Below are 26,288 nucleotides of genomic sequence, written 5' to 3'. Positions count from 1 at the left end.
GATCGGCCCCGGTACTGCAGCGCACCTGTGACGCTTCCCACGCACGAGCGCCGTTCCGGACGACGACCATGAACGGTGAGCCGCCGACGGCGATGCACTCCCACGGGCAGGGCCCACCTCTCGCCCGACTGGAAACGGGTGGTGCGCGGGTGGGAGACCAAGACGTCAGGACAGCGCAGGCTCACTGGAAAGCGGGCCGCTCCGGATCGAACACCGCCAAGCCCTCCGCAGGAGACGACGCCTCGGCGAACCGCCGCCGCGGAATCCGCCCCGCCCGCCGCGCGCAGCGCCCCGCCTCCACGGCGAACCGCATCCCCTCCGCCATCAGCACCGGTTCCTGTGCCCGCGTGACCGCCGACGCCAGCATCACCCCCGCACACCCCAGCTCCATCGCCAGCGCCACGTCCGACGCCGTACCGGCCCCCGCGTCCAGGATCACCGGCACGCGCGCGTGCTCCACGATCAGCTCGAAGTTGTGCGGGTTGCGGATACCCATCCCCGACCCGATCGGCGACCCGAGCGGCATCACCGCCGCACACCCGACGTCCTCCAGCTTCCGCGCGAGGACCGGGTCGTCGTTGGTGTACGGCAGCACCGTGAAGCCGTCGTCGACCAGCGTCTCCGCCGCGTCCAGCAGCTCGATCGGGTCCGGCAGCAGGGTGCGTTCGTCGGCGATGACCTCCAGCTTCACCAGGTCGGTGCCGAGCGCTTCGCGCGCGAGCCGCGCGGTGAGCACGGCCTCCCCGGCGGTGAAGCAGCCGGCCGTGTTCGGCAGCACCCGGATGCCGAGCCTCTCCAGCACCGACAGCACCGACCCGTGCACCGAGGCGTTAACCCGCCGCATCGCGACGGTCGTCAGTTCCGTACCGGACGCCACCAGCGCCCGCTCCAGGACGTCGAGGCTGGGGGCCCCGCCCGTACCCATGATCAGGCGGGACCCGTAGGACGTACCGCCGAGGACGAAGGGATCGTCGGCCATGGTCAGCCTCCTTGGACGGCGGTGAGGACTTCGACGCGGTCGCCGTCGGCCAGCGCGGTGGCGGCCCACCGCGCGCGCGGGACGACGGTCTCGTTGAGGGCGGCGGCCACCCCGGACGGCGCGGTGGTGAGCGTGCGCACCAGGGCGTCCAGGGCCGTGCCGGGAGCCACCTCGCGCGGCTCGCCGTTGACGGAGATGTTCATGCGGACTGCTCCGAGAGTCGCGGGAGTGGAGAAAGAGCGGGGGCGGCGCCGAAGCGGCGGGGCGTGAAGGGACGGCCCTCCTCGGGAAGCTCCCCGGTGGTCAGGGCGTGCGCCATGACGTCGCCGGTGACGGGAGTCAGCAGCACGCCGTTGCGGTAGTGCCCGGTGGCCAGCAGCAGGCCGTCCAGACCGGTCGGACCGAGCAGCGGTGCGTTGTCCGGGGAGCCTGGGCGCAGGCCCGCCCGGGCCTCCGTCAGGGGCAGCTCGGTGATGCCGGGGACCAGCTCGTGGGCGTCGCGCAGCAGCTCGTAGACGCCGCCCGCGGTGACCGTCGTGTCCCAGCCCAGCTCCTCGCTGGTGGCGCCGACGACCAGCTCGCCGCTCTCGCGGGGCACCAGGTAGACGGCGTTGCCGCGCACCACGGCGCGCACCGTCCGGCTCAGCAGCGGCCCGTGCGCCCGCGGCATCGTCAGCCGCAGCACCTGCCCCTTCACCGGCCGTACCGGCGGCAGTACGTCCTGGGGCACGCCCCCAAGCCGTCCGCTCAGGCTGCCGCCCGCCAGCACCACCTGCCCCGCCTCCAACACGGTGCCGTCGGCGGTGACGATCCCCGTGGCCCGCTCGCCGCCGTGCCCGACGGTGAGCCGGTCGGCCCAGACCCGGTGGAGGACCACGCCCGCGCGTTCGCAGGCGGCGACCAGCGCGGCGGCCAGGCGCCGCGGGTCGATCTGGTGGTCGCCGTCCACCCGGAGCCCGCCGCGCACGCCCGGCGCGAGCATCGGCTCCAGGCGCCGGCACTCACGCCCCGACAGCCACTCGGACTCCAGGCCGGAACGCTGCTGGAGCGCGTGCAGTTCCCGCAGGTGGGCGCGGTCGTCGGCGTCCAGCGCCACGGCGAGGGTGCCGCAGCGGCGGTAACCGAGGTCGTGTCCCGTGACGTCCGCCAGCTCGGCCGCGAACTCCGGATAGCGGCGGGCCGATGCGAGGTTCAGCGCGAGCAGCGTCTCCTCGCCGTAGTGCAGTTCCGTGACGGCGGCCAGCATCCCGGCCGCCACCTGGGCGGCGCCACCGCCCGGTTCGGGGTCCACCAGGGCCGTGGCGAGCCCGCGCTGCGCGGCCCGCCACGCCGTGACCAGGCCGATGATCCCACCCCCGACGACGAGGACGTCGGGTGTACGGGACGACGTGTGCGGTGGTGACGACATGGGCGTCCAGCCCCTCCCTTCGCCGGCATGACCCGGATCAGGTTCGTACGGTCGGAGGCCGCCAGCCTCCCTCTCAGCCCGGTGCGTCCGGGCTCCCGCGAGTGCCTTACGTTGGCCACCCTAGCCCGCAGCACATCGCACTCGTAAGGGAGCCTCAGCCCGTGGCCCGTTCACTGGACGGTCTCGTCCTCGCCCCCGTCGCCGACCAGGCGCCCGGTCAGGTGGGCACGCGCACCCGATTCACCTACCACGAGCAGGACGGCGCCGTGTGGGCCGAGTACGCGGGCGGTGACGTCCTGCGCGGCCACCTGGTGGGCACCCGGGAGGGCGACCGCCTGGACTTCCGGTACGTGCAGCTCAAGACCGACGGCAGCACGTCGTCGGGGCACTGCGTGTCGACCGTCGTGGAACTGCCGGACGGGCGGGTGCGGCTGGACGAGACCTGGGAGTGGGAGTCGCAGCGGGGCAGCGGGACCAGCGTTGTGGAGCAGGTCACCGCGCACGGGCACTGACCGGCGGCGCGCGGGATGTCTAAGGTGATCAGGTGAGCGAGCAGACGCGGGAGCGGGCCCCGGAGCGCCGCGTGGTCGTCGTGGGCGCGGGCATGGCGGGCGTGCAGACCGCGGTCGCCCTGCGTGAGCAGGGCTTCACCGGCCCCGTCACGCTGATCGGCGCCGAGCCGCACCAGCCCTACGACCGTCCCCCGCTGTCCAAGGCCGTCCTGCTCGGGACCGCCGAGGGCTCCGCCTTCGACATCGACTTCGAGGCGCTCCGGATTACTTTGCGGCTCGGCTGCGAGGCCCTGGGCGTCCGCCCCGACGAGCACGTCCTCGACACGTCCGAGGGACCCGTGCCGTACGACCGCCTGGTCCTGGCGACCGGCGCGGAACCGTTGCGGCTGCCCGACACCGAGGGCGTGTCCGGGGTACACCTGCTGCGCACCCTGGACGACGCCGAACGGCTGCGCCCGCTGCTCGCGCGGCAGCACGACATCGTGGTCGTCGGCGCGGGCTGGATCGGCGCCGAGTTCGCGACCGCCGCGCGGGAGGCGGGCTGCGCGGTGACCGTGGTGGAGGCCGCCGACCGGCCGCTGGCCGGCGCACTGCCCGCCGAGGTCGCCGCCCCGATGACGCGGTGGTACGCGGAAGCCGGCGCCGTCCTGCGCACCCACGCGCGCGTGCGGCGCGTCGAGCCCGGCGAAGGCTCCGGGGAGCCCGGTCACGTGGTGGTCCTGGACGACGGTTCGCGGCTGCCCGCCGACGCGGTCGTCGTCGGCATCGGCGCCCGGCCCGCCACCGCCTGGCTGGCCGGCTCCGGAATCGCCCTCGGCGCGCACGGCGAGGTCCTGGCCGACGACCGCCTGCGCACGTCCGCCGCGGACGTGTACGCGGTCGGCGACTGCGCGTCCTTCCCCTCCGGCCGCTACGGGGAGCGGCTGATGGTGCACCACTGGGACAACGCCCTCCAGGGCCCGCGCACGGTCGCCGCCGACATCGTCGCCGCCGCCGGCGAGCTCCCCGAGCCCTACGACCCGGTGCCGTACTTCTGGTCCGAGCAGTTCGGCCGCTTCGTGCAGTACGCCGGTCACCACACGGCCGCCGACACGACCCTGTGGCGCGGCGACCCGGCGTCCGCCGCCTGGACGGTCTGCTGGCTGCGGGAGGACCGCCTGGTCGCCCTGCTGGCGGTGGGCCGCCCCCGGGACCTGGCGCAGGGCAGGAGACTGATCCAGGCGGGCACGGCGATGGACCCGCGGTTGCTGGCCGACCCGGCCCAGCCGCTGAAGGCGGCCACGGCGTAGTCCGGTTTCCGACTGTCAGTGCCAGATGGCAGGCTTGAGGCGTGACCGAGATTGACGCAAAGATCGATGCTCTCGTGCCTGCCTGGCTCACCGTTCCCGACATCGCCGAGATGCTCGGCGTCGAGGTGACCCGCGTGCGCCAGCTGATCAAGGAAGGCCAGCTCATCGCCGTACGCCGCGGCGAGAACCGCGCACTGCACATCCCGGCGGCCTTCATCGACGGGGACAGGGTCGTCAAGGGCCTGGTCGGCACCCTGACGCTGCTGCGGGACGACGGCTTCACGGCCGAGGAGATGCTGGAGTGGCTCTTCACGCCCGACGACTCCCTGCCCGGCACCCCCGCACAGGCGCTGAGCGAGAACCGCGGCACGGAGGTGAAGCGCCGCGCCCAGGCGCTCGCCGTCTGACCTGATCCCCGGGGCGGCGGGGGTCCGCCCCACGGCGGCGGCACCGTCGCGTCGTACCTTGGGGCGGCGCACCCCGCGATCCTCCGTCCGAGGGCCGCGTGGGCGCGCCGCAGCCCGTTAGCCGAGGTGTGCGGCCCACCGCGGGCCGCACACCGCACACCTGGGGGGACACCCGCATGCCCGACACCGCCGCGACCGCACGCGCCCGGCTCGCCGACGCCCGGCTCTACCTGTGCACGGACGCCCGCCGCGACCAGGGCGACCTGCCCGAGTTCCTCGACGCGGTGCTGGCCGGCGGCGTCGACATCGTGCAGCTGCGCGACAAGGGCATGGAGGCGGCCGAGGAGCTGGAGCACCTGAAGGTCCTCGCCGACGCCTGCGCCCGCCACGGCAAGCTCCTCGCGGTCAACGACCGGGCGGACGTCGCTCACGCCGTCCGCGCCGACGTACTGCACCTCGGGCAGGGCGACCTCCCGGTGCCCGCCGCCCGCGCGATCCTCGGCGACGACGTGCTCGTCGGCCGCTCCACCCACGCCGAGTCCGAGGCCGCCGCCGCGGCCGTCCAGGACGGCGTGGACTACTTCTGCACCGGCCCGTGCTGGCCGACCCCCACCAAGCCCGGCCGCCACGCACCCGGCCTCGACCTGGTCCGGTACACCGCGTCCCTGGGCACCGACCGCCCCTGGTTCGCCATCGGCGGCATCGACCTCGGCAACCTCGGCGAGGTGCTGGAGGCCGGTGCCCGCCGCGTCGTCGTCGTACGGGCGATCACCGCGGCGGACGACCCGGGCGCGGCGGCGGCCGAGTTCGCCGAGCGGCTGCGGGAGGCGTAGGCGCGGACCGGGTCCCCGGCGCGGGCGGGGCGCGGGCCGCGGCGGGTGCCGGGGGCATGTGTCCAAAGGGTGGACAAACAACTCGACAATGCGGACAAATATCCCGCATCCGGTTGGGTGGCCGCCACCCCCTGGCTAACCTGCCCGTATGGCCCTAGGAACCGCATCCACCAGGACTGATCGCGCACGCACCGTGCGGGACATCCTCGCCACCGGCAAGACGACGTACTCGTTCGAGTTCTCGGCGCCGAAGACGCCCAAGGGCGAGAAGAACCTGTGGAGCGCGCTGAGGCGGGTCGAGGCGGTCGCCCCGGACTTCGTCTCCGTCACCTACGGCGCCGGCGGCTCCACGCGCGCGGGCACGGTCAAGGAGACCCAGCAGATCGTCGCCGACACCACCCTGACCCCCGTCGCCCACCTCACGGCGGTCAACCACTCCATCGCGGAGCTGCGCAACATCATCGGCCAGTACGCCGACGCCGGGATCCGCAACATGCTGGCCGTGCGCGGCGACCCGCCCGGCGACCCGATGGGCGAATGGGTCCCGCACCCCGAGGGCCTGACCTACGCGGCCGAACTCGTCGAACTCATCAAGGAGTCCGGCGACTTCTGCGTCGGCGTCGCGGCCTTCCCGGAGATGCACCCGCGCTCCGCCGACTGGGACGCGGACGTGACGCACTTCGTCGACAAGTGCCGGGCCGGCGCCGACTACGCGATCACCCAGATGTTCTTCCAGCCCGAGTCGTACCTGCGCCTGCGCGACCGCGTCGCCGCGGCCGGCTGCGACACCCCGGTCATTCCGGAAATCATGCCGGTGACCAGTGTGAAGATGCTGGAGAGGTTGCCAAAGCTCAGCAACGCCTCGTTCCCGGCCGAGCTGAAAGAGCGGATCCTCGCGGCCAAGGACGATCCGGCGGCTGTACGCTCGATCGGGATCGACTTCGCCACGGAGTTCTGCGCGCGGCTGCTGGCCGAGGGTGTCCCCGGACTGCACTTCATCACGCTCAACAACTCCACGGCGACGTTGGAAATCTACGAGAACCTGGGCCTGCACCACCCACCGCGGGCCTAGACCGGCCGCACATACTTACGACACACTGCCTTGCGGCCACTGGGAGAGGGGCGTACATGGGCTGGACGGTCCTCTACATCGCGTTCGGCGTCGTCGCGCTGTGGCTGCTCGGTGAGGTGCTGCTGCAGTACAAGGCGCGGCTGCGCTGGCGGCTGCTCGCCTTCGGTGGCTTCGTCGGCGTCGTCGCCGGTGTGCTGTTGTCCGACGTGATCGTCATCGGTCTCGGCGCCGCCGCCTTCGCGGTCGGCCAGACCTACGTGACGCTGTCCTTCCGCCGCGGCTTCGAGGCCGGCTGGGCGGTCAACGCCCCGGTGAGCCTGGTCGGCAGGCGCGCCCGTCCGGAACGCGGCCGCCAGGAACCGACGTTGGAGGTCTCCGGCCTCGAGGCGACCGGCTCCGGCCACGAGGCCTACGGCGACCGTGACGCGTACGACGAGCGTGACACCTACGACGACCAAGCGCAGGGCGACGGCGGCCCCTCGTACGGCCACGACGACTACGGCCACGACGACTACGACCGCGACGACTACGACCGCGACGACGTCTTCACCCCGGCCCGCCCCGCCGACCCGGGCGCGGCGGAGACCACGGCCGTCTACGAGCCGCTGCCCGTGCCGGACGACACCGGTTCCTACGGCGTGTACGGCGACACGGGTTACGGACCCGACCAGCAGACCCCGGCCGCCGCCGTGCACGGCGCCGACCCCTCCTACGCCTACGACTACCCGGGCAGCACCCAGCAGGGGTACGGCTACGACACCGGCGGCCAGCAGCAGTACGCCGCCTACTCCGACCCGTACATCGGCACCCACACCTACGACGGGGCGCCGTACGACACCGGCGGCTACGACACGTCGGACGGGCAGCAGTACGGCCGGCAGGACTACGGGCAGGACCCGTACGCCACCGGCACGACCGGCGGCTACGGCGGCGAGACCCCGGCCGGCGGAGTCTGGGTGCCGCAGCAGCGCAGCACCGACGACCCCTACGGCGGTGAACTCCCGCCGGAGCAGACGTACCCGTACCAGGGCGACGGCCGACCGCAGGGGCAGAGCCAGGGCTACGACGAGCAGTACCGCTTCTGACGGTGCCTCCGGCGCCCGGCGACCGGGCGCCGGCCGCTCACTGGGAGCCCCGGAACTCCGGTCCCTCCACGACGAGTCCGGCGACCAGCGCACCCGACATGCCCGCGTGCGGCAGACCGCCGCCGGGGTGCGACCAGCCGCCGACCGTGAACAGCCCCTCGGTGCGCGTGCTGTTCGCCGGGTGCAGCAGGCGCCCGCCGGCACCCGCCAGGGCCGGCACCGGCACCGCGCCGTCCGCCACCCCGGTGGCCGCCGCCACGTCGGCCGGGGTACGCACCTCGTGCCACAGGAGACGGTCGCGCAGGTCCGGTATCGCACGCTCGGCGGCCTGGACGAGGCGCTCGGCGTGCTCCTGGTGTCCGCCCGCGTCCGCCCCACTGCCCGCCGGCACCACCGAGGTCACGGTGACCGCCTCGTGGTCCGAGTCCGGCACCAGCCCCGGATCGTCCGGCCGCAGGACGGTGACCGTCGGCCGCGCGGCCATACCGGGCGTGGTGCCGAACAGCGCCTCCAACTCGGCCTCGCGGTCGGGCGCGTGCACCACCGTCCGGTGCGCCGTCCCCTCCGGGCGGCCACCCCGCAGCGCCAGCAGCACCGTCAGCCGGCTCGCCCCGCCGCGCTGCGCCGGCACCTCCCCGTCACCCCGCGCCGATGATCCCCCGCACAGGCGGTCCAGCACCCCGGGCGCCACCCCGGCGACCACGAACTCCGCCTCCGCCACGCCGCCTTCGGCCAGCTCCACGCCCGCCACCCGGCCGTCCTTCTCGACGACTCCGGTGACCTCGGCACCGAAGCGGAACTCGACGCGGCGGGCCAGACACCGCTCGTACACCGCCCGCGCCAGCTCCCGCAGACCGCCGCCGCGCACGTACCACATGCCGAACGCGTACTCCATGTACGGCAGCACCGCGGTGTTGGCCGGTGCGGTCCGTGGGTCCAGGCCGTGGGCGAGGGCGTGGCTCTCCAGCAGGGCGGCCAGCCGCGCGTCCCGCAGCTCCCAGGCGCCGACCTCGGCGAGCGTGCCGGCCCGGCGGGTGCGCAGCAGCCGCTTGTGCGGGACCGCGGGGTAGGGCTCGCGCTCGGCCAGCACCTCCCAGTTCGGCCAGAGCGGCTCCTCCAGGAGCGGACGGCGGGTGCGGTCCCAGGTCTCCCGGGCCCGCACCAGGAAGTCGCCCCAACGCCGCCCGGCGTCCGGGCCGAGCGCGGCGTCCAGGGCCGCGAGGACGCCGGCCCGCGAGGCGTTCGGCAGGGAGACGTCCGTGCCGTCCGCGAACACGTGGCGTGCGGACGGGTCGACCTGGACCAGGTCGACGCAGGACTCCAGCGGCTCCTTGCCGGTCTTGACGAACAGATCGCGCCAGACCGCGGGCAGCGGCAGCAGACCGGGGCCGGTGTCGAAGGAGAACCCGTCCCGCTCGAAGCGGCGCAGCGCCCCGCCGTACGTCGCCGTCCGCTCGTACACCGCCACCCGGTGGCCCGCGACGGCCAGCCGGGCGGCGGCCGCCATGGCGCCCATCCCGGCGCCGATCACCGCAATCCGTGCCATGCCGACGACTTTATCCGCCGCCACCGACAATCCCGGTCCGAGGGGCCGCGGCCCGCGGCGACGACGGGTGCCGGGCCGGAGCTGAGTACCGCGACGGGCGCGGGCGTGCCCGGCCGGCCGCCGTGATGAGCCGGCGTGCGCAGGCCTGAGTACTTGTACCTACTGCCTCAGATGAGTACGCGCGCGGATGGGTGCCGACCCGCGTGAACGAGAGAGTGGGGGCACGGAGAGGGGCACGGCTCCGGCACCGGCGACACGGGGTGCCGGAACGGAGCCGGGCCCGCGATCCGCTCCTTCCGCCGGCCGCGGTCGGCGGGAGCGAGGCACGGGGGAGCCCGGGGGAACGACCGAGAACGGGGGTTCCTGCGGGGGGACGTACGGGGGAGTACGAGAAGGCGCCGGTCCGAGGGCGGCCCGCGGGGGACGCGGCCGTCACGGACCGGCGCTCTTCGTGCGCGGCGCCTCAGGGCCGGCCGCTCACCCGCCCCTGGAGCAGCCGGGACAGGGCCGAGTGCACGTCGTCCAGGGAACGCTCCGGCTGGAACGACTTCCAGTCCAGCGCGGCCACCAGGACCATGCCGACCAGGGCGGCCGCGGTCAGCGGCACGTCGATCTCGTCACTGAACTCCCCGCCCGCCACGCCGTCGCGCAGCACACCCTCCACCACCGCGACGGCCTCCTGGCGGACCACCAGCAGGGTGGACTGCCACGCCCGGTTGGTGCGCCACAGCTCGGCCACGTACAGCTGGGTGAAGGCCGGATAGCGGTCGATGAAGACGAGCCCCGCGCGGATCATCGCGTCCAGGGCGTCGACCCGGCTCCGGCCCTCGCGCGCCGCCTGCTCGGCCGCCTCCCGCAGCGATGCGGTCAGCAGACCGACACCGTGCCGCAGCAGCTCCTCGAAGAGGACGGACTTGCTGGCGAAGTTGTAGTACACCGTGCCCTTCGCGACCCCGGCGCGTTCGGCGATCTCGTCCACGGTGGTGGCGGAGAAGCCCTGCTCGGCGATGAGGGTGACGGCCGCCTCGTAGAGCTTCTGCCGGGTGGCCTCGCGGCGGCCGCTGCCGTGCGAGGTGGCGCTGCTGCTTTCCATGGTCCCGATTGTCACAGCACCCGCCCCCGGTACGTCACCGCAGGGCCCGCCGGGATCACAGGGTCAGCTCCGGGTGCAGCCGGTCGACGGTCCACACCTGCCGGCGGCGGGCCGACAGGGCGGTCAGCGCGAGGGCCGCCGCGGTGAACGCGGCGAGCACCACGCACGCGTGCCACACCGGTTCGAGACCGCCGCCCGTGATGAGCCTCCTGAGGGCCTCGACGACGTAGCTCATCGGCAGGAAGGGGTGCAGCGCGTTGAAGAAGCCCGGACTGGTCTGCACGGGGTACGTGCCGCCCGCGGACGTCAGCTGCAGCATCAGCAGCGCGAGCACCAGGATGCGGCCCGCCGCCCCGAAGCGCGCGTTCAGCCACTGCACGATCGCCGCGAAGCACGCCGTCACCAGGAACAGGAAGCCCACCGTCCCGGTCGCCCGGGCCATCTGCAGCCCGACCGCCCAGTGCAGCACGGACATCAGGGCCGCCGTCTGGAGCACCCCGAGCGTCACCACCGGCAGCCAGCCCGCCAGGGCGATCCGCCAGGCCGACGCCCCCGCGGCGAGCGCCCGCCGGTTCATCGGCGGGATCAGCATGTACGCCACCATGGCACCCACCCACAGGGACAGCGGGATGAAGTACGGGGCGAAACCGGTGCCGTAGTTCGGCGCCCGGTGCAGGGACTCGGAGGCCAGCCGGACCGGGTCCGCCATCACACCGGTGCGCTCGTCGCGCTCCTTCTCGTCGTAGTCGGGGATCCGCCCGGCCCCGTCGTGCAGGCCGCCGGCGAGTTTCTCGGAGCCGTCGGCCAGCTTGAACATGCCGCCGTTCAGGTCGTCGGCACCGGTGCGGAGCTTGCCGACGCCCTCGTCCAGGTCCTTGGCGCCGGTCTTGGCGGTGCCGATGCCCTTGTGGATCTTCTCGGCGCCGTCGGCGACCTTCCCCGCGCCCGTGTTCAGGTCGTTGACCTTCTTGACGGCGTCGTCGAGGTCCTCGGAGAGGTTCGGGGCGCGCTCGGCGAGGGCCTGGGCCTGCTTCTCGAGGGCGGACAGGTTCGCGTCGAGCTTCTTCAGCTCCTCCTCGCGGTCGGTGACCAGGCCGCTGACGTCTTCGGCGACCGTCGCCACGGCCGCCGCCGCGTCCCTGCCCTTCCCGAGGTCGGGGCAGGCGGCGTCGGGGAGCGCCGGGTCCTCGCAGCGCGTCCGGTACACCTCGGCCAGCGTGTCGGCCTCCGCGCGGGCGTCCTTCGCCGCCGCGGGGGCCTTCTCGACCAGGGCGTCCAGGTTCTCGCGGAGCGCGCCGGAGGAGTCGGCGACGAACCGGGCGGTCTCGCCGATGGTCTTCTCGTTGTCCTCCAGGAAGGGGCCCACCCGGCCGGCCGCGCCGTTGACCTTCTCGGCGAGCTTCTCGGTGCCGTCCGCGACCCGCTTGGCGCCCTTCTCCAGCTCGCCCGCCTTGGTGTCGAGCTTCTTCAGGCCCTTGGACAGGTCGCCGCTGCCGTCCTCGGCGTCCTTCAGCCCGTCGGCGAGGTCCTGGGCGCCCTTCTCCGCCTTGCCGATGCCGCCCTTGAGCTCGTCCGCGCCCTTGGCCGCCCTCACGGTCTCGCCGTGGATGTCGGAGAAGGAGATGAAGATCCGGTCGAGGAACGACCGCGACGCCTTGCTGGACGCCGCCTCGCGCACCTCGGCGAAGACGGTCCGGGAGATCTGCCCGACGATGTAGTTGTTGGCGTCGTTCGTACGGACCTGGAGAGCACCGGTCTCGGGCGAGTCGCCCGCGCTGGAGGCGATGCGGCGGCTGAAGTCCGCGGGCATGGTGAGCGACAGGTAGTAGGTGCCGTCCTCCACGCCCCGCCGGGCCTCGGCGGCGCTCACCTCGTGCCAGTCGAAGACCTCGCTCTCGCGCAGCCCCGCGGTGATGTCGTCGCCCGCCGTGAGCCTGCGGCCGTCAGCGGTGGCTCCCCGGTCGTCGTTGACCAGCGCCACGGGGATGCGGTCCAGGCGTCCGTACGGGTCCCAGAACGACCACAGGTACAGGGCGCCGTAGAGCAGGGGCAGCAACAGCAGCGCCACCAGCGCGGCCCGCGGCAGCCGGCCGCGCCCGAAGCGCCTGAGCTCAAGCGCGGCCAGCTTCGGCGAGCGCATCGGCGTCCTCCTTCGTCGTGTCGTCGTCGGCGGCGTCGCCGTCGGTTCCGGGGCCGTCCGACTCGGTGTCGTCCGCCTCGGTGTCGGCGTCCGGCTCGGTGTCCGGGCCGGTGAAGACGGTCACCGCGTCCGCGGGTGCCTCGCTGCACACCGCGACGACCGTCGTGCCCGACGCGGCGATCGACACCAGCAGGGACCAGATCTCGTCCCGCTCGGCGGCCGACAGCTTGAGATCGGCGTCGTCGACACCGAGCAGCCGGGGGCGGCCGATCAACGCGAGGGCGATCGACAGCCGCAGTGCCTCCGTGCGCTCCAGGTCCCGTACGGCGGTGCGGGGTCCCTTGGGCAGCGTCTCCAGGTCGAGCCCGGCCGCCTCCAGGGCCGCGTCGGTCAGGAGCCGTGCCTTCGCCGCCCGCTCCGCGCGCGGGAGCAGCAGGCCGCGCACCGAGTCGCCGAAGCGGCGCTGCAGCAGCGCCCGCTCGCGCAGGTGCTCGGCGACGGTCAGAGACGGCTCCAGATCGGTGACACCCGGTACGTGCGCGAGGGCGCTGGTCCGGCGCAGGGCGGACATCTGCCGGGGCAGCCGCAGCCCGCCCACGACCGCCGTGCCGTCGGTCGGCCTCATCCGCCCGGTGAGCGCGAGCAGCAGGCAGGTGCGGCCCGACCCGGACGGCCCCTCCACCGCGATCAGCGAGCCGGGCTCCGCCTCGACGCGGACGCCGCGGAACACCCAGCCGCGTGGTCCCCTCAGCCCGAAGTCGCGGGCCTCCACCGCGAGCCCGTGCGGACCGTCCACGCCGCCTCACCCCTCGCCCCTTTTTGAACTGACTGGTCAGTGCAAAAGCTAACCCGAACCGACGATCGAGGCAAAAGCGCAGGTCAGAACGGATTGTCAGTGGCATACCTCACGATGGGCACATACGGCACCTCGTCACAGAGCGTGCCGTCACGGAGACGACAGGAGGATCGTCATGGCCCACTCGTCCGCAGCCGCCGCCCGGCGGCCCCGCGCAGCCGGCCCTGCACCCTCACTGACCGGCCCGGCGAGCGACGTGCACCCCGTGCTCCGCCGGACGACCGCCCCGCCCGCCGCCCTCGGCCTGCTCGCCCAGGCGCGGGCCGGCCTCGAGGAAGCCACCGTCCTCGAGACACCGAACGAGCGCTATGCGACCGCCCACCTCGCCGCCCTGCGCACGGCGGCCGCCGTGCTCGCCGCCCGGGGCCGGCCCGAGACCACCCCGCGGGCCCGGGCCCGTATCCGAAGCGCCTGGGAAGTGCTGCCCGAGATCGCGCCCGAGCTCGCCGACTGGAGCGCGCTGTTCGCCTCCGGCGCCGCACGCCGGGCGCGGGCCGAGGCGGGCATCCAGGGCGCGGCGGGCAGCCGGGACGCCGACGACCTGATACGCGACGCGGCGATGTTCCTGCGCCTGGTGGAGCGGATGCTGGCCCTCCAGCCGGTACTGCCCCAGCCCCGCCCCGACACGGACGGCTCCGGCCCGGACGGCACGGGTCCCGACGCCCCCGGCCCGGACCGGCCGGGTTCCGGCCCCCCGCCCCGCGCCGGGAACGCCGGGCCGGGCCGCCCCCTGCCGGACGCGGGCTGAACGATCCCCGGCCCGCACCGGCCACGCCCGCCGGGCCACGGCTCGCGCCTTGTCGGGTGCGTCCGCCGGTTCATGGCGCCAGGCGTGCGCGGCCGCCGCGTTCACGGGTCCGTGCCGGGGCGGGACGTGCGGGTGTGGGCCGGTGGGGTGGCTCGTGGGCGGGCGCTGCTGGGGCCGCGTCGGTCGCGTCCGCCGGCGCCACGGTCCGCAGGCGTCCACCCGGCCGCGTACCGGAGGCGCCCGCCGGGGCACTGGCCGCGGGCCGGCGGCTCGGCGGACCGCGCCGGGCGGCCGGTCCGCCCGGCGTTCCCCTGCCCGCATGCCGTGCCTGCCCGTCCGCGAGGTCACGGGCGGTACGGGGTGACCGGTCGCCGTACCGGAGGCAATAGGGTGGGAGACGCCTGAAGCCTGCCCCGTCCCGCTCCCGCGCCGGGGCGGCAGCCCGTTCCGCTCCGCCCGTGCCCGAGGCGGTGCCGCGCCGAGGAGTCAACTGCCGTGTCGGACCCGATGCGCCCGCCCGTCTCCCCCCACCGCCCTCACCCGGCGTCGCCGCGCTCCGAGCCCTCCCGTTCCCGCGCCGCACTGAGGACCGCCGTGGTCTGGGACGTCCTCCGAGCGGCCCTGGACCGCCGGGTCAAGGCCACCGGCCGCCAGGCGCTGGACGTCCTGGACACCGGTGGCGGCAGCGGCAACTTCGCGGTGCCCGCGGCCCGCCTCGGCCACCGCGTCACCGTCGTCGACCCGAGCCCCAACGCCCTGTTCGCCCTGGAACGCCGGGCCGCCGAGGCCGATGTCGCCGACCGTGTGCGGGGTGTCCAGGGAGACGCCCGCGGCCTCTTCGACGTGGTCGAGCGCGGCGGCTACGACGCCGTGCTCTGCCACGGCGTCCTGGAGTACGTGGACGACCCCGCCGAGGGCGTGCGCAACGTGGTCGCGGCGCTGCGTCCCGAGGGCGTCCTCAGCCTGCTCGCCGCGGGTCTCGGCGGAGCCGTGCTGGCGCGTGCCCTCGCGGGTCACTTCACCGAGGCCCGGCAGGCCCTCGGCGACCCGGACGGCCGCTGGGGCGAGGGCGACCCCGTGCCGCGCCGGTTCACCGCCGAACAGCTCACCGGCCTGGTCGAGGCCGCGGGGCTCCGGGTGGGCGCCGTGCACGGTGTCCGCGTCTTCGCCGACCTCGTGCCCGGAGTCCTGGTGGACACCGAGCCGGGTGCCATGGACGCGCTGCTGGAGCTGGAGGCCGCGGCCGCCGAACTCCCCGCCTTCCACTCCGTGGCCACCCAGCTCCACGTGCTCGGTGAGACGCGAGGGGCCCAGGAGGACTGAGCCGCCCGGTGGGGTACGGCGCTGATCAGGGGCGCGACTGCACATGGAGTACGCCACAGGCCCCCCGAACGGGGGCCAGTCGCCGTATGATCGAGGGAGACCGCCCGGCATGACGGGTCGGCCGCTGGGGAATGGGAACTTCAGCGAGCCGGCACGGCCATGACGGAGACCGGTTGGCCAATTGGCGTAGAGGGGCGGGTTTCACGGGGGCGATTCCCTGCCTATCCTGAAGGGACCCCCCCCGGGTCGCCCCGGCGACTGCACGATGAGGAGGACTCCGTGCCGCTCTCGGAGCACGAGCAGCGCATGCTCGAGCAGATGGAGCGAGCGCTGTACGCCGAAGATCCCAAGTTCGCGACAGCGCTCGAGGGAAGCGGGCTGCGTACGTACACCCGGCGACGGGTCTACCAGGCGGTCGCGGGCTTCCTCGTAGGTATTGCGCTCCTCATGGCCGGTATGGTCGCCCAGCGGGTATGGCTCAGTGTGGTGGGCTTCCTGGTCATGCTGGGCTGTGCGGTTCTCGCCGTGACCGGCTGGCGCAAGGCCCCGAAGCCGGGCGAGCAACCGGCTGCGGGCGCCGGACCGCAGGCGCGCCACCAGGGAAAACAGAAGCGTTCCATGATGGATCGCATCGACGAGCGCTGGCAGCGGCGCCGGGATGATCAGCAGGGCGGCCAGTAGCCGCGGGCAACCGCTCACCAGGACGTTCGTGTGAGGGGGTGACCACCGACCGGTGGTCACCCCCTCACACGCGCGTGTGGGCCGGTGCTCCCCAGAGCTCGGGCCGGGGCCTTCCCTCCGCCCCGGCCCCGCCCGTCGGTGCCCCGTACCGTGCCACCTGCCCCGCCGGCTCCCCGCCGGCTCAGCTCCGCTGCCCCGAGGCCTTCCGCAAGGTCGGCCGGGCCGCCGCCACGACCCGCCGCTTCGCGGCCGCCCACCGGGCCGACACCGCCCAGGCCACCCGTACGGTCGAACGCGGGGCGAACCGTGCGCGCAACCGCGTGCGGCGCCCGACCCCGGCCCGCAGACCGGCGCTCGCCCGGAGGACGTCCTCCGTGAGGCCCGCCGTCAGCCGCGGGCGTGGAGCGTAGAGGACCTGCTCCACCGCGTCCGCCACCCGGTGCACCGCGGCGGCCGCCGCCGGGTCGAGGTGTCCCAGCCGCACGATCCGGGCCGCCGCCCCGCGCGGGGTCTGCGACTCGTCCGGCAGGATTCCGAGGTCCCACGCCGTATCGGTCAGCTCCTGCCAGACCGCCAGGGTGTGCGGTCCCGCGTCCGCCTCGGCGCGGCCGTGCGCCCCCAGCCGCACCGACCGGGTGCGCAGCCGCCACAGCAGCGGGGCGAGCGGGGCCAGCAGGACCGCCAGGCCGCCGACGGCCCAGGCGAGGACGGTGTACCACCTCGTCCCGTCGCCACCCGTGACCGGCACGGCGGCGGCGGACTCGCTCGCGCAGCCCTGCACCCTCTTCAGCTCGGCCGAGCAGCTCTCGCTGACCGAAGGGGCCGCCGACGGCTCCGTCTGCGGGTTCCGGGACGGCAGCGCCGGGTCGGGCACCGAGCTGCCCGGCGTGTCGGTCACGGTGTACGACGGCGTCGAGCCGCGCGTCGGCGTCGGCTCGAACCGGGTCCAGCCCACGCCCTCGAAGTAGACCTCCGGCCAGGCGTGCGCGTCCCGCAGCCCCACCGACACCGAACCGTCCGCCTGCGGGGTGCCCGGTGCGAAGCCGACCGCGACCCTGGCCGGAATGTCCAGGGAGCGGGCCATCGCCGCCATGGCGAAGGAGAAGTGGACGCAGAAGCCCTCCTTGTCCTTCAGGAACCGGGCGATCGCCCGGGAGCCGCTGCCGACCTCCACCTGGGTGTCGTACTCGAAACCGCCGTTGAGCGCGAAGTACTCCTGGAGCCTGACTGCCTGCTCGTAGGGGTTCGCCGCGCCGGCGGTGACGTCGCGGGCCGTCTGGGAGACCACGTCGGGAAGCGAGTCCGGCAGTTCCGTGTACTCCCGCTTCAGGACCGCCGACGGCGGCGGTGCCGCGGCCAGCTGTTCCGCCGTCGGCTGCACGTCGAGGCTCCGCACCTGGTAGGTGAGCCCGCGCGTGTTCTGGCCGTGGTCGCCGACCAGGGTCATGCCCACGGGTTCGTAGCGCCAGTTGCCGGGGACGCGGACGCCGCTCGGCGGATACGGCATCGGCAGCCAGTCCTGGGCGTACCAGTCGGCGGCCGTGATCGTGGTCCGGATCTCCGCGCGCCTGGTGTCCGGGCCGAGGCCGACCGGGGTGGGGAACGTGCCGTCCGGCACCGCCGTGATGTGCCGTTTGGACGGCTTCCAGGTGGTGCCGTCGAAGTCGTCCAGGGACACGATCCGCAGGTACAGGTTCGATATGTCGCCCGAGTCGGTCTCGAGGGAGAGGACCTGCCGGTTCTCGTCGACGTTGAGGCTGTCGCGCAGGGAGACGAGGGGGTTCACCGCGGAGATCGTGCCGCCGCCCCCGGTTCCGGAGCCGACGCCCGTGTTGGAGCTGTCCAGCAGCCCGCCGTTCATCGTGGGCAGGGCGAGCGGCGCCACCAGGGCGATGCCCAGCGCGAACGCGCCGATGCGCCGCCCGGTGCGGACCGGGGCGACCGCGCCGCCCTGCTCCGCGCCCGGGCCGCGTGGTGCGCCGCCGAAGACCCTGCCCCACTGGGAGAGCCGGTCGCGCCCCTCGGCCAGCAGCAGCATCAGATAGCCGACCGCGGCGACCAGGAACCACAGCCAGTCGGCGCCCCCCTCGGACAGCCCCGCGGCCACCGAGTAGAGGGCGAGCAGCGGCAGACCGGCCGGTGCGGCGCTGCGGAAGGTCACCGCCAGGGTGTCCACGAGCAGCCCGATCACGAGGACGCCGCCGACCAGCATCAGCCGGATGCCGTCCGACTCCAGCGGGGCCGGGATCGCGTACCGGGCGATGTCGTCGCCGCCCCGTTGCAGTAGGTCGGCGAAGCGCTGGAAGGCCTGCGGGCCGGGGATCAGCCCGGCGAACGCCTGCTGCCGGGCGAAGACCAGGGTCAGGAGCACCAGCGTGACCAGGGTCTGCGCGGCGATGGTCAGCGGCCGGGCCAGCGGCACCCGGCGGGCGGCCGCGCCCACCCCGGACTGGACCGCCAGCAGGAACGCGGCCTGCAGGATCCAGGTGGCCGGATCGACCAGTGGCAGCAACGCGCACGCCGTCATCAAGGTGGCCGCCCACGCACACAGCGCCACCCGCGCCCGCCCACTCATCGCGTCCCCTCCCCGCCGTCGGCCGTCGTCGCGGCGGCGGCGCACCCGTGGTCTGCCGGGCGGTGATGGCGTCCTGTCGGTGACGCGTCGCATCGCCCCGGCCGTGTCCGCTCGTCGCCGTCGGGGAGCGGTGCCCCGTAGGTCGGCGGGGTTCGGCGTGCTTGTTCTTTCGTCGAGCCGTCTCCTCGCCGCGGGTCGTTGTCGGGGTGGCACCGGTGGTCTGCCGGGCGGTGGTGTGGTCGGGTCGGTGACGCGTCGCATCGCCCCGGCCGTGTCCGCTCGTCGCCGTCGGGGAGCGGTGCCCCGTAGGTCAGCGGGGTTCGGCGTGCTTGTTCTCTCGTCGAGCCGTCTCCCCGCCGCGGGTCGTTGTCGGGGTGGCACCGGTGGTCTGCCGGGCGGTGGTGTGGTCGGGTCGGTGACGCGTCGCATCGCCCCGGCCGTGTCCGCTCGTCGCCGTCGGGGAGCGGTGGCCCCCACGTCCGCAGGCTTCCCCGCGCCTGTTCGCTCATCGGGCCGCCCCCTCCCCGCCGCTCGCCGTCGCCAGGCCGGTGCGCTCGCGGTCCGCCAGGCGCCACAGCTCCTCCAAGGAGGCGCCCCGGGGGACGTGCACGGCGGTCCAGCCGGCCTCGCGGAGCATCCGCAGCCGTTCCTCGCTCCTGCCCGACGGACCGGGTGCGCCGACCGGATCCCGGGCCCAGCTGTCGGGGTCGAGGACGAAGGCGACCGCGCCGCCGCTGCGCTGCCGCATCCGGGCGACCACCGCCGCCTGCTCCTCGTCCAGGTCGCCGAAGAACGCCACCAGCAGCCCCTCGTTCCCACCGCGCAGCACGTCGTACGCCAGGGACAGGCCCGTGCCGTCGGAGTGGTCGATCACCGCGAGGGAGTCCATCATCAGCCCCGCCGCGTCGGCCGAGCCCTGGCTCGCGCCCGCGAAACCGTCGGCGCCCTCGCCGGGCACCCAGTCGCCGGTGTCCGTGAGCAGCCGGACGGAGAAACCCCGCTCCAGCATGTGCGTCAGCACGGACGCCGCGCCCGACACCGCCCACTCGAAGGCCGAGTCGGGGCCCGCGCCCTCGAAGGCGCCGCCCCGGGTGTCCAGCAGCACCGTGCAGCGGGCGCGCTGCGGCTGCTCCTCGCGGCGCACCATCAGCTCGCCGTACCGCGCGGTGGACCGCCAGTGCACGCGGCGCAGGTCGTCGCCGTACCGGTACCCGCGCGGGATCACGTCGTCGTCGCCGGCGAGGGCGAGCGAGCGCTGCCGTCCCTCGCCGTACCCCTTCGCCTCCCCGCTCAGCCGCACCGGAGGCAACGCCTCCACCCGCGGGGTCACGGTCAGGGTGTCGTACGTCGAGAAGGAGCGGGTCAGCTCGCACAGGCCGAACGGGTCGGTCAGGCGCAGTTGCAGCGGGCCCAGCGGATAGCGGCCGCGCAGGTCCGAACGGACCCGGTAGGACACCTCGCGGCGGCCGCCCGGCTCGACCCGGTCGAGGACGAAACGGGGGCGCGGGCCGAGTACGTACGGCACCCGGTCCTGGAGCATCAGCAGGCCGGTGGGCAGCCGCGAGACGTTGTCGACGCGCAGGTGGACCCGTGCCTCGCTGCCCGCGGGCACCCGTCCGGGGGAGAGCCGGCGGCTGCCCGCCACCCGGTAGCGCGTGCGGTAGAGCACCGTCGCGCAGACCAGGGGCAGCACGCCCAGCAGCAGACCGACGCGGAGCAGATCGCTCTGCCCGAGGACGTACGCGCAGACCGCGGCGGCGACGCCGGCGGCCAGGAAGGAACGCCCGCGGGTGGTCAGACCCGTCAGGGCGGTGCGGATACCGCCGCCCTGGTCCCGGTCGTCCTCCGGCCGGTCCGTCCCCCCGGCTTCCATCACAGCCTCCGCGGCGGCTGCTGACCGTACGCCGGCATGCCGTGGCCCATGCCGTAGCCGCCCGTCTGCTGCTGGGGCGCCGCGGGCACCGGGGTGCGCTGCAGGATCTCCTGCACGACCTGCTCCGCGGTGCGGCGGCCCAGCTGTGCCTGGGCGGTGGGCAGCAGGCGGTGGGCCAGGACGGCGACCGCGAGGGCCTGGACGTCGTCCGGCAGCGCGTACTCCCGGCCGCTCAGGGCGGCGGACGCCTTCGCCGCGCGCAGCAGATGCAGCGTGGCGCGCGGTGAGGCGCCGAGTCTGAGGTCCGGGTGGGTGCGGGTGGCGGCGACCAGGTCGACGGCGTACCGCCGGACCGGCTCCGCGACGTGGACGCTCCGGACCGCCTCGATCAGTTTCAGGATCTCGTCCGCGTGCGCCACCGGCTGGAGGTCGTCCAGCGGGTTCACCCCGCCGTGCACGTCGAGCATCTGCAGCTCGGCGTCCGGGCTGGGGTAACCGATGGAGACCCGCGCCATGAAGCGGTCGCGCTGGGCCTCCGGCAGCGGGTAGGTGCCCTCCATCTCGACCGGGTTCTGCGTCGCCACCACCATGAAGGGGCTGGGCAGCTCGTAGGTCTGCCCGTCGATGGTGACCTGGCGCTCCTCCATCGACTCCAGCAGCGCCGACTGCGTCTTCGGTGAGGCGCGGTTGATCTCGTCGCCGATCACCACCTGGGCGAAGATCGCGCCCGGCTTGAACTCGAAGTCCCGGCGCTGCTGGTCCCAGATGGACACCCCGGTGATGTCCGAGGGCAGCAGGTCCGGCGTGAACTGGATCCGGCGCACGGAGCAGTCGATGGACCGCGCCAGCGCCTTGGCCAGCATGGTCTTGCCGACTCCCGGGACGTCCTCGATCAGCAGGTGTCCCTCGGCGAGCAGCACGGTCAGCGAGAGCCGTACGACCTCGGGCTTGCCCTCGATCACGTCCTCCACCGAACCGCGTACGCGCTCGACCACCGCGGTCATGTCAGTGAGGCTCGCTCGATCGTCATAGGTCGTCACCCGGCCCTCCTCGGCCTTTCCCCTCGCTCCCTGGGAAGCGGGGGTACCCCAGCTTGCCGGGCCGGCACCGTAACCGCGGACCGGCCCACCCCTCATCACGGACGCCGTGCGGAAAAGGTTCCGCACGACACCACTTCCCGCATTCTTGCCGCCGTTACCGATTCGTGTCACTCGCCTGTGGACAACTGGCTGCGATATGTCGCGCCTTACGGCCTTTGCGGAGCTTGCGCGCGGCAACGGCGCCCGGAGTCAGGCGGGGGTGACCTCGCGCAGCCGGCCCGTCTTCACGTCGAAGACGAAGCCGCGCACGTCCTCGGTGTGCAGGAGGAACGGCGAGGTGCGCACCCGCTCGATCGACTGCCGGACGTCCTGGTCGACGTCCCGGAAGGACTCGACCGCCCACGCGGGACGCTGGCCGACCTCCAGCTCCAGGTCGTGCCGGAAGTCCTCGGTGAGGGACTCCATGCCGCAGTTGGTGTGGTGGATGAGGACCACGCTGCGCGTGCCGAGCGCCCGCTGGCTGATGGTGAGCGAGCGGATCACGTCGTCGGTGACGACACCGCCCGCGTTGCGGATGGTGTGGCAGTCACCCAGGTTGAGGCCGAGCGCGCGGTGCAGGTCGAGGCGGGCGTCCATGCAGGCCACGACGGCGACGCGCTGGACGGGGCGGGCGTCCATCCCGGGGTCGGCGAACGCGTCGGCATAGCGCCCGTTCGCCTCGACGAGCCGGTCGGTGACGGAGCCGCCGCCGGCGGGGGCGGACTCGGAGCCTGTGGGAGCCGATGCAGAAGTCGTCATAACCATGACGTTACTGGTCACCGTCGCGCCGGTCCCCTCGGGAAGGCGGACAAAGAACGCCATCGCGGCTTGTTGTGAGCCACTCCACAGACCCGCACGGCCGCCGCCACACGGGTGAAGTACCGTCCCGCGGCGATTCGCGGACGCCGGCTTCCGCGACGCGCAGGCCGGTTGATTGACCGGCCGACAGGGTGGACTAAAGTGACGCGAAGCGGGAGGCGAGGCTCTCCCTGCTGGACTGAAAACCCCGGAGACCTGGGCGAAGTCCCACCAGATCTCCCCACGTGCGCGGCGCGTACGTACGGCTCGGCCTCCTCCCGCTCCCGGCCGGCCGACGCTTCCGGCGCCGGCAGGACTCCCCTTCACGAGCGAGCGGGAGGGGACCCGGCGGTGCGTGACGCCGTGCCGGACCTGAGAGGCCGTCCCACTTGAGTCAGAGTCGACACGTCCCGGTGATGCTCCAGCGGTGCCTGGACCTGCTGGCGCCCGCCCTGAACGAGCCGGGCGCCGTGGTCGTCGACTGCACGCTGGGACTCGGTGGGCACAGCGAGGCGCTCCTTGCCCGCTTCCCCGAGGCCCGGCTGATCGCCCTCGACCGGGACAAGGAGGCCCTGCGCCTGTCCGGCGAGAGGCTCGCCCCGTACGGGGAGCGCGCCACCCTGGTGCACGCCGTCTACGACGAGCTGCCCGACGTGCTCGACCGGCTCGGCGTCCCCCGCGTCCAGGGCGTGCTGTTCGACCTCGGCGTCTCCTCCATGCAGCTCGACGAGGCCGACCGCGGCTTCGCCTACGCCCAGGACGCCCCGCTCGACATGCGGATGGACCAGACGACCGGCATGAGCGCCGCCGAGGTCCTCAACACCTACCCGCCGGGCGAACTCGTCCGCATCCTGCGGGCGTACGGCGAGGAGAAGCAGGCCAAGCGGATCGTGTCCGCGATCGTCCGGGAACGCGAGAAGGAGCCGTTCAGCAACAGCGCCCGGCTCGTCGAGCTGATCCGCGCGGCGCTGCCGCAAGCCGCCAAGCGCACCGGCGGCAACCCGGCCAAGCGCACCTTCCAGGCCCTGCGGATCGAGGTCAACGGCGAGCTGTCCGTCCTGGAGCGGGCGGTCCCGGCCGCCGTGGAGGCGCTCGGCGTGGGCGGACGGATCGCCGTGCTGTCGTACCACTCCCTGGAGGACCGCCTGGTCAAGCAGGTGTTCGCGGCCGGCGCCGCCAACACCGCGCCGCCCGGACTCCCGGTCGTCCCCGAACGCTACGCGCCCCGGCTCAAGCTGCTCACGCGCGGTGCCGAACTTCCCACCGAGGAGGAGATCGCCGAGAACCGGCGAGCGGCACCCGCGCGGCTGCGCGGAGCCGAGCGCATCAGGGAGTCCATCGGGTGAAACGAGTGAGGCAGGGGGGAGGGCCGATGAGCCGGGAACCCGAACTGAAGGGGAGGGCGGCCCGGCTGGCCAAGCTCTTCCCGCCCGGGAGCAGACGCGGCCAGGCCGCCCGGGCTCCCTTCGTCCTCCTGGTGGTCGTCCTCCTCGGCGGCGGGCTCATCGGGCTCCTCGTCCTCAACTCCGCGCTGAGCGAGGGCTCGTTCCAGCTGGACGACCTGAAGCAGCAGACCAAGGAGCTCACCGACGAGGAACAGGCGCTCCAGCGGGACATCGACGCCTACTCCGCCCCCCGCGCCCTGCAGCGCCGCGCCCGCGAGCTGGGCATGGTGCCCGGCGGCGACCCCGCCTTCCTCGCCCCCGACGGCACCGTCAAGGGCTCGCCCAGCCCCGCGCCCACCCCGGCCACCCCGCTGGTCATCGCCCCCGAGGCGCTGACCGCGCCGCCCGCCACCGCCTCTCCCGGCGGCGAGCCGCCCGACCCGGCCCTCACCACGCCGCCCACCCCCACCCCAGCGGCCACCCCCACCACCGCGGCGACGCCCACCCCGACCCCGACCCCCGGCAGGTGACGGAAGTGTCCGACAGGGAACCGCCGCGCCGCCGCGTGCCCGGACCCGCCAGGCCCGTCCGCCCCGGCGCGCGACGGCAGCCCGGCCCCGGCGCCCGGCCCGCCCGCAGGCCCGGCCCGCCCCGGCAGGCCGCGCCCAGCACCATCCGGCTGGGCAGCCCCCGCCCGCGCCTGCGCATGGTCGGCCTCGCGCTGACCCTGGTGATGACCGCCTTCGTCGTACGGCTGCTCCAGGTGCAGGCCGTCGACGCCGGCACGTACACCGCCAAGGCCGAGCAGAACCGCTACGTCGTCCACACCCTGCCCGCCGAACGCGGCGGCATCACGGACCGCAACGGCGTGGCCCTCGCGACCACCGTGGACGCCTACGACATCACCGCCGACCCCACGATGTTCACCCGCGAGCAGCTGAAGATCGGCGACGGTCCCGAGCAGGCCGCGGCGCTCCTCGCGCCGGTCCTCGGCAAGGAGCAGAAGGACCTGGCCGAACAGCTCCGCCCCGAGAACAAGGAGCTGCGCTACGTCCGTCTCGCCCGGCGGGAGACCCCGCAGGTCTGGAACCAGATCAAGGACCTGAAGACCGCGCTCGCCAAGAAGGCGGAGACGGACAAGTCCGTGGTCAACGTCCTCGCGGGCGTCTTCGCCGACCCCAGCAGCAAGCGCGTGTACCCGGGCGGCGACCTCGCCGCCGGCATCCTCGGCTGGGTCGGCGCCGACGGCAAGGGCGGCGGCGGCCTGGAGCGGAAGCTGAACAAGACGCTGGCCGGCGAGGACGGCAAGATCCGCTACGCCCAGTCCGGTGGCCGCCAGGTGCCCACCGCCGGTTCCACCGAGACGCCCGCCGTGCCCGGCAAGGACGTCGAGCTCACCATCGACCGCGACATCCAGTGGGCCGCGCAGCACGCCATCAGCGAGCAGGTGGAGAAGTCCAAGGCGGACGGCGGCTACGTGATCGTCCAGGACACCGCCACCGGCGAGATCCTCGCCATGGCCAACTCACCCGGCTTCGACCCGGGCGACCTCGCCCACGCCGACCCGGACGCGCTGGGCAACGCCGCGCTCCAGGACGCCTTCGAACCCGGCTCCACCGCCAAGGTGCTGTCGATGGCGGCCGTGCTGGAGGAGAACGCGGCCACGCCGATGACCCACATCACCGTGCCCAACCGGCTCAAGCGCGGCGACCGGCTCTTCAAGGACGACGTCGACCACCCGACCTGGTACCTCACGCTCAACGGCGTGCTCGCCAAGTCCAGCAACATCGGCACCATCATGGCCACCGGCGAGCTGGGCAAGACGCAGGCGGAGGCCAACAAGGTCCTCTACTCCTACATGCGCAAGTTCGGCCTCGGCAGCTACAGCGGGCTCGGCCTCGCCGGCGAGACCATGGGCATCCTCGCACCGCCGGACCAGTGGTCGACCTCGCAGCAGTACACGATTCCTTTCGGCCAGGGCGTCTCCATCAACGCGCTCCAGGCGGCCTCCGTCTACTCGACCGTCGCCAACGGCGGCGTTCGCGTCGAACCCACGCTCGTACGCGGCACCAAGGGGGAGGACGGCCGCTTCACCCCGGCCCCCGAACCGGAGAAGACCCGCGTGATCAGCGAGAAGACCGCGAAGACCCTCGCGCGGATGCTGGAGTCCGTGGTCGACGACGAGGAGGGCACCGGCAACAAGGCGCAGATCGCCGGCTACCGCGTCGCGGGCAAGACCGGCACGGCCAACCGAGTGGATCCGGCCACCGGCAAGTACCACGGCTACACGTCGTCGTTCGCCGGGTTCGCCCCCGCCGACAAGCCGCGGGTCACCGTCTACTGCGCCATCCAGAACGCCACGGAGGGCAGTTACTTCGGCGGTCAGATCTGCGGCCCCATCTACAAGCAGGTCATGGAGTTCGCCCTGAAGACCCTCCAGGTCCCGCCGACCGGGGCCGCCCCCGCGAACCTCCCGGTCACCTTCAAACCCTGACCCCGCCGGGCCCCCACCGAGCCGGCGCCGACGCAGTACCGAGCCACCAGGAACCACCCGTGACAACGATCACCCCCGATCCCGGGAACCAGAGCAGCGCCCCCACCTCACT

General features: G+C 73.9%; 23 protein-coding genes and 1 riboswitch. Of the genes, 12 read left to right on the top strand and 11 right to left on the bottom strand.

Annotated elements, in window-relative coordinates:
* Nucleotides 1-181: 181 nt before the first annotated feature.
* From M6G08_RS01670 to thiO, 3 genes are all read right to left on the bottom strand, one after another.
* A complete protein-coding gene (locus M6G08_RS01670) occupies nucleotides 182-979 on the bottom strand; it encodes a thiazole synthase (RefSeq protein ID WP_272585405.1) in 798 nt (265 codons plus the stop codon).
* Nucleotides 980-981: 2 nt separating this feature from the next.
* Nucleotides 982-1,182, bottom strand: coding sequence for a sulfur carrier protein ThiS (thiS, locus tag M6G08_RS01665; protein ID WP_272585404.1), 201 nt, complete (start codon nucleotides 1,180-1,182; stop codon nucleotides 982-984).
* A complete protein-coding gene (gene thiO / locus M6G08_RS01660) occupies nucleotides 1,179-2,387 on the bottom strand; it encodes a glycine oxidase ThiO (protein ID WP_272585403.1) in 1,209 nt (402 codons plus the stop codon). The genes thiS and thiO overlap by 4 nt, the downstream gene beginning before the upstream one ends.
* Nucleotides 2,385-2,496: riboswitch (TPP riboswitch) on the bottom strand. (Overlaps the previous gene by 3 nt.)
* Nucleotides 2,497-2,548: 52 nt before the next feature.
* Between thiO and M6G08_RS01655 the strand changes: the two genes are divergently transcribed.
* The 6 genes from M6G08_RS01655 (at nucleotide 2,549) to M6G08_RS01630 (ending at nucleotide 7,585) form a co-directional block, all read left to right on the top strand.
* Nucleotides 2,549-2,899, top strand: coding sequence for an avidin-fold protein (locus tag M6G08_RS01655; protein WP_272585402.1), 351 nt, complete (start codon nucleotides 2,549-2,551; stop codon nucleotides 2,897-2,899).
* Nucleotides 2,900-2,931: 32 nt separating this feature from the next.
* Entirely contained in the window at nucleotides 2,932-4,188 is a 1,257-nt protein-coding gene (locus M6G08_RS01650; RefSeq protein WP_272585401.1) for an NAD(P)/FAD-dependent oxidoreductase, read from the top strand.
* A gap of 41 nt (nucleotides 4,189-4,229) precedes the next feature.
* Entirely contained in the window at nucleotides 4,230-4,595 is a 366-nt protein-coding gene (locus M6G08_RS01645) for an Rv2175c family DNA-binding protein (RefSeq protein ID WP_272585400.1), read from the top strand.
* Between the two features lie 176 nt (nucleotides 4,596-4,771).
* Complete coding sequence (thiE, locus tag M6G08_RS01640; protein WP_272585399.1) at nucleotides 4,772-5,428, top strand: thiamine phosphate synthase; 657 nt, start codon at nucleotides 4,772-4,774, stop codon at nucleotides 5,426-5,428.
* A gap of 148 nt (nucleotides 5,429-5,576) precedes the next feature.
* Nucleotides 5,577-6,500, top strand: a complete 924-nt coding sequence (gene metF / locus M6G08_RS01635; RefSeq protein WP_272585398.1) for a methylenetetrahydrofolate reductase [NAD(P)H] — start codon at nucleotides 5,577-5,579, stop codon at nucleotides 6,498-6,500.
* Nucleotides 6,501-6,556: 56 nt separating this feature from the next.
* Nucleotides 6,557-7,585 (top strand): SCO2102 family sporulation regulator, encoded by a 1,029-nt coding sequence (locus M6G08_RS01630; protein WP_272585397.1) that lies wholly within the window; start codon nucleotides 6,557-6,559, stop codon nucleotides 7,583-7,585.
* Between the two features lie 37 nt (nucleotides 7,586-7,622).
* On the opposite strand, the gene M6G08_RS01625 is transcribed toward M6G08_RS01630, so the two are convergent.
* The 4 genes from M6G08_RS01625 to M6G08_RS01610 all read right to left on the bottom strand — a co-directional run bounded on the left by M6G08_RS01625 (nucleotide 7,623) and on the right by M6G08_RS01610 (nucleotide 13,160).
* Nucleotides 7,623-9,131 (bottom strand): phytoene desaturase family protein, encoded by a 1,509-nt coding sequence (locus M6G08_RS01625; protein WP_272585396.1) that lies wholly within the window; start codon nucleotides 9,129-9,131, stop codon nucleotides 7,623-7,625.
* Nucleotides 9,132-9,594: 463 nt separating this feature from the next.
* Nucleotides 9,595-10,224, bottom strand: a complete 630-nt coding sequence (locus tag M6G08_RS01620) for a TetR/AcrR family transcriptional regulator (RefSeq protein WP_073722010.1) — start codon at nucleotides 10,222-10,224, stop codon at nucleotides 9,595-9,597.
* Between the two features lie 55 nt (nucleotides 10,225-10,279).
* On the bottom strand, nucleotides 10,280-12,364 hold the full coding sequence (locus M6G08_RS01615; protein ID WP_272585395.1) for a YhgE/Pip family protein: 2,085 nt from the start codon (nucleotides 12,362-12,364) through the stop codon (nucleotides 10,280-10,282).
* Complete coding sequence (locus tag M6G08_RS01610) at nucleotides 12,336-13,160, bottom strand: ATP-binding cassette domain-containing protein (protein WP_272585394.1); 825 nt, start codon at nucleotides 13,158-13,160, stop codon at nucleotides 12,336-12,338. Before M6G08_RS01610 ends, M6G08_RS01615 begins: the two co-directional genes overlap by 29 nt.
* A 175-nt stretch (nucleotides 13,161-13,335) precedes the next feature.
* Between M6G08_RS01610 and M6G08_RS01605 the strand changes: the two genes are divergently transcribed.
* From M6G08_RS01605 to M6G08_RS01595, 3 genes are all read left to right on the top strand, one after another.
* Nucleotides 13,336-13,968, top strand: a complete 633-nt coding sequence (locus tag M6G08_RS01605; RefSeq protein ID WP_272585393.1) for an SAV_6107 family HEPN domain-containing protein — start codon at nucleotides 13,336-13,338, stop codon at nucleotides 13,966-13,968.
* 495 nt (nucleotides 13,969-14,463) lie between these two features.
* Nucleotides 14,464-15,291: a class I SAM-dependent methyltransferase gene (locus tag M6G08_RS01600; protein ID WP_272585392.1), complete on the top strand. Its 828-nt coding sequence runs from the start codon at nucleotides 14,464-14,466 to the stop codon at nucleotides 15,289-15,291.
* A 279-nt stretch (nucleotides 15,292-15,570) separates the two neighbouring features.
* A complete protein-coding gene (locus tag M6G08_RS01595) occupies nucleotides 15,571-15,972 on the top strand; it encodes a spore wall synthesis complex protein (RefSeq protein ID WP_272585391.1) in 402 nt (133 codons plus the stop codon).
* A gap of 181 nt (nucleotides 15,973-16,153) precedes the next feature.
* On the opposite strand, the gene M6G08_RS01590 is transcribed toward M6G08_RS01595, so the two are convergent.
* From M6G08_RS01590 to M6G08_RS01575, 4 genes are all read right to left on the bottom strand, one after another.
* The gene (locus M6G08_RS01590) at nucleotides 16,154-18,547 is read right to left on the bottom strand and encodes a transglutaminase TgpA family protein (RefSeq protein ID WP_272585390.1); all 2,394 of its coding nucleotides are present in this window, start codon (nucleotides 18,545-18,547) and stop codon (nucleotides 16,154-16,156) included.
* A 505-nt stretch (nucleotides 18,548-19,052) separates the two neighbouring features.
* Complete coding sequence (locus M6G08_RS01585; RefSeq protein ID WP_272585389.1) at nucleotides 19,053-20,420, bottom strand: DUF58 domain-containing protein; 1,368 nt, start codon at nucleotides 20,418-20,420, stop codon at nucleotides 19,053-19,055.
* Nucleotides 20,420-21,460: an AAA family ATPase gene (locus M6G08_RS01580; protein ID WP_272585388.1), complete on the bottom strand. Its 1,041-nt coding sequence runs from the start codon at nucleotides 21,458-21,460 to the stop codon at nucleotides 20,420-20,422. Before M6G08_RS01580 ends, M6G08_RS01585 begins: the two co-directional genes overlap by 1 nt.
* A 249-nt stretch (nucleotides 21,461-21,709) precedes the next feature.
* Nucleotides 21,710-22,258, bottom strand: a complete 549-nt coding sequence (locus M6G08_RS01575) for a beta-class carbonic anhydrase (protein WP_272585387.1) — start codon at nucleotides 22,256-22,258, stop codon at nucleotides 21,710-21,712.
* Between the two features lie 428 nt (nucleotides 22,259-22,686).
* Between M6G08_RS01575 and rsmH the strand changes: the two genes are divergently transcribed.
* Genes rsmH through M6G08_RS01560 form a run of 3 tightly spaced genes read left to right on the top strand, consistent with a single transcriptional unit; the run spans nucleotide 22,687 to nucleotide 26,176 of the window.
* Entirely contained in the window at nucleotides 22,687-23,643 is a 957-nt protein-coding gene (gene rsmH / locus M6G08_RS01570; protein ID WP_272585386.1) for a 16S rRNA (cytosine(1402)-N(4))-methyltransferase RsmH, read from the top strand.
* A 26-nt stretch (nucleotides 23,644-23,669) separates the two neighbouring features.
* Complete coding sequence (gene ftsL, locus M6G08_RS01565) at nucleotides 23,670-24,212, top strand: cell division protein FtsL (RefSeq protein WP_272585385.1); 543 nt, start codon at nucleotides 23,670-23,672, stop codon at nucleotides 24,210-24,212.
* Complete coding sequence (locus M6G08_RS01560; RefSeq protein ID WP_272585384.1) at nucleotides 24,209-26,176, top strand: peptidoglycan D,D-transpeptidase FtsI family protein; 1,968 nt, start codon at nucleotides 24,209-24,211, stop codon at nucleotides 26,174-26,176. Before ftsL ends, M6G08_RS01560 begins: the two co-directional genes overlap by 4 nt.
* Nucleotides 26,177-26,288: the final 112 nt, after the last annotated feature.

Source organism: Streptomyces sp. M92 (assembly GCF_028473745.1).
Lineage (GTDB): Bacteria > Actinomycetota > Actinomycetes > Streptomycetales > Streptomycetaceae > Streptomyces.
The sequence above is the reverse complement of the archived record's forward strand: the minus strand, read 5'-3'. Positions and strand labels throughout refer to the sequence as shown.

Coding starts and splice junctions, on each gene's coding strand:
- metF (WP_272585398.1), top strand. CDS start 5,577: ATGGCCCTAGGAACCGCATCCACCAGGACTGATCGCGCACGCACCGTG.
- thiE (WP_272585399.1), top strand. CDS start 4,772: ATGCCCGACACCGCCGCGACCGCACGCGCCCGGCTCGCCGACGCCCGG.
- M6G08_RS01615 (WP_272585395.1), bottom strand. CDS start 12,364: ATGCGCTCGCCGAAGCTGGCCGCGCTTGAGCTCAGGCGCTTCGGGCGC.
- thiO (WP_272585403.1), bottom strand. CDS start 2,387: ATGTCGTCACCACCGCACACGTCGTCCCGTACACCCGACGTCCTCGTC.
- M6G08_RS01620 (WP_073722010.1), bottom strand. CDS start 10,224: ATGGAAAGCAGCAGCGCCACCTCGCACGGCAGCGGCCGCCGCGAGGCC.
- M6G08_RS01625 (WP_272585396.1), bottom strand. CDS start 9,131: ATGGCACGGATTGCGGTGATCGGCGCCGGGATGGGCGCCATGGCGGCC.
- thiS (WP_272585404.1), bottom strand. CDS start 1,182: ATGAACATCTCCGTCAACGGCGAGCCGCGCGAGGTGGCTCCCGGCACG.
- M6G08_RS01590 (WP_272585390.1), bottom strand. CDS start 18,547: ATGAGTGGGCGGGCGCGGGTGGCGCTGTGTGCGTGGGCGGCCACCTTG.
- ftsL (WP_272585385.1), top strand. CDS start 23,670: ATGAGCCGGGAACCCGAACTGAAGGGGAGGGCGGCCCGGCTGGCCAAG.
- M6G08_RS01630 (WP_272585397.1), top strand. CDS start 6,557: ATGGGCTGGACGGTCCTCTACATCGCGTTCGGCGTCGTCGCGCTGTGG.
- M6G08_RS01585 (WP_272585389.1), bottom strand. CDS start 20,420: ATGGAAGCCGGGGGGACGGACCGGCCGGAGGACGACCGGGACCAGGGC.
- M6G08_RS01670 (WP_272585405.1), bottom strand. CDS start 979: ATGGCCGACGATCCCTTCGTCCTCGGCGGTACGTCCTACGGGTCCCGC.
- M6G08_RS01605 (WP_272585393.1), top strand. CDS start 13,336: ATGGCCCACTCGTCCGCAGCCGCCGCCCGGCGGCCCCGCGCAGCCGGC.
- M6G08_RS01575 (WP_272585387.1), bottom strand. CDS start 22,258: ATGACGACTTCTGCATCGGCTCCCACAGGCTCCGAGTCCGCCCCCGCC.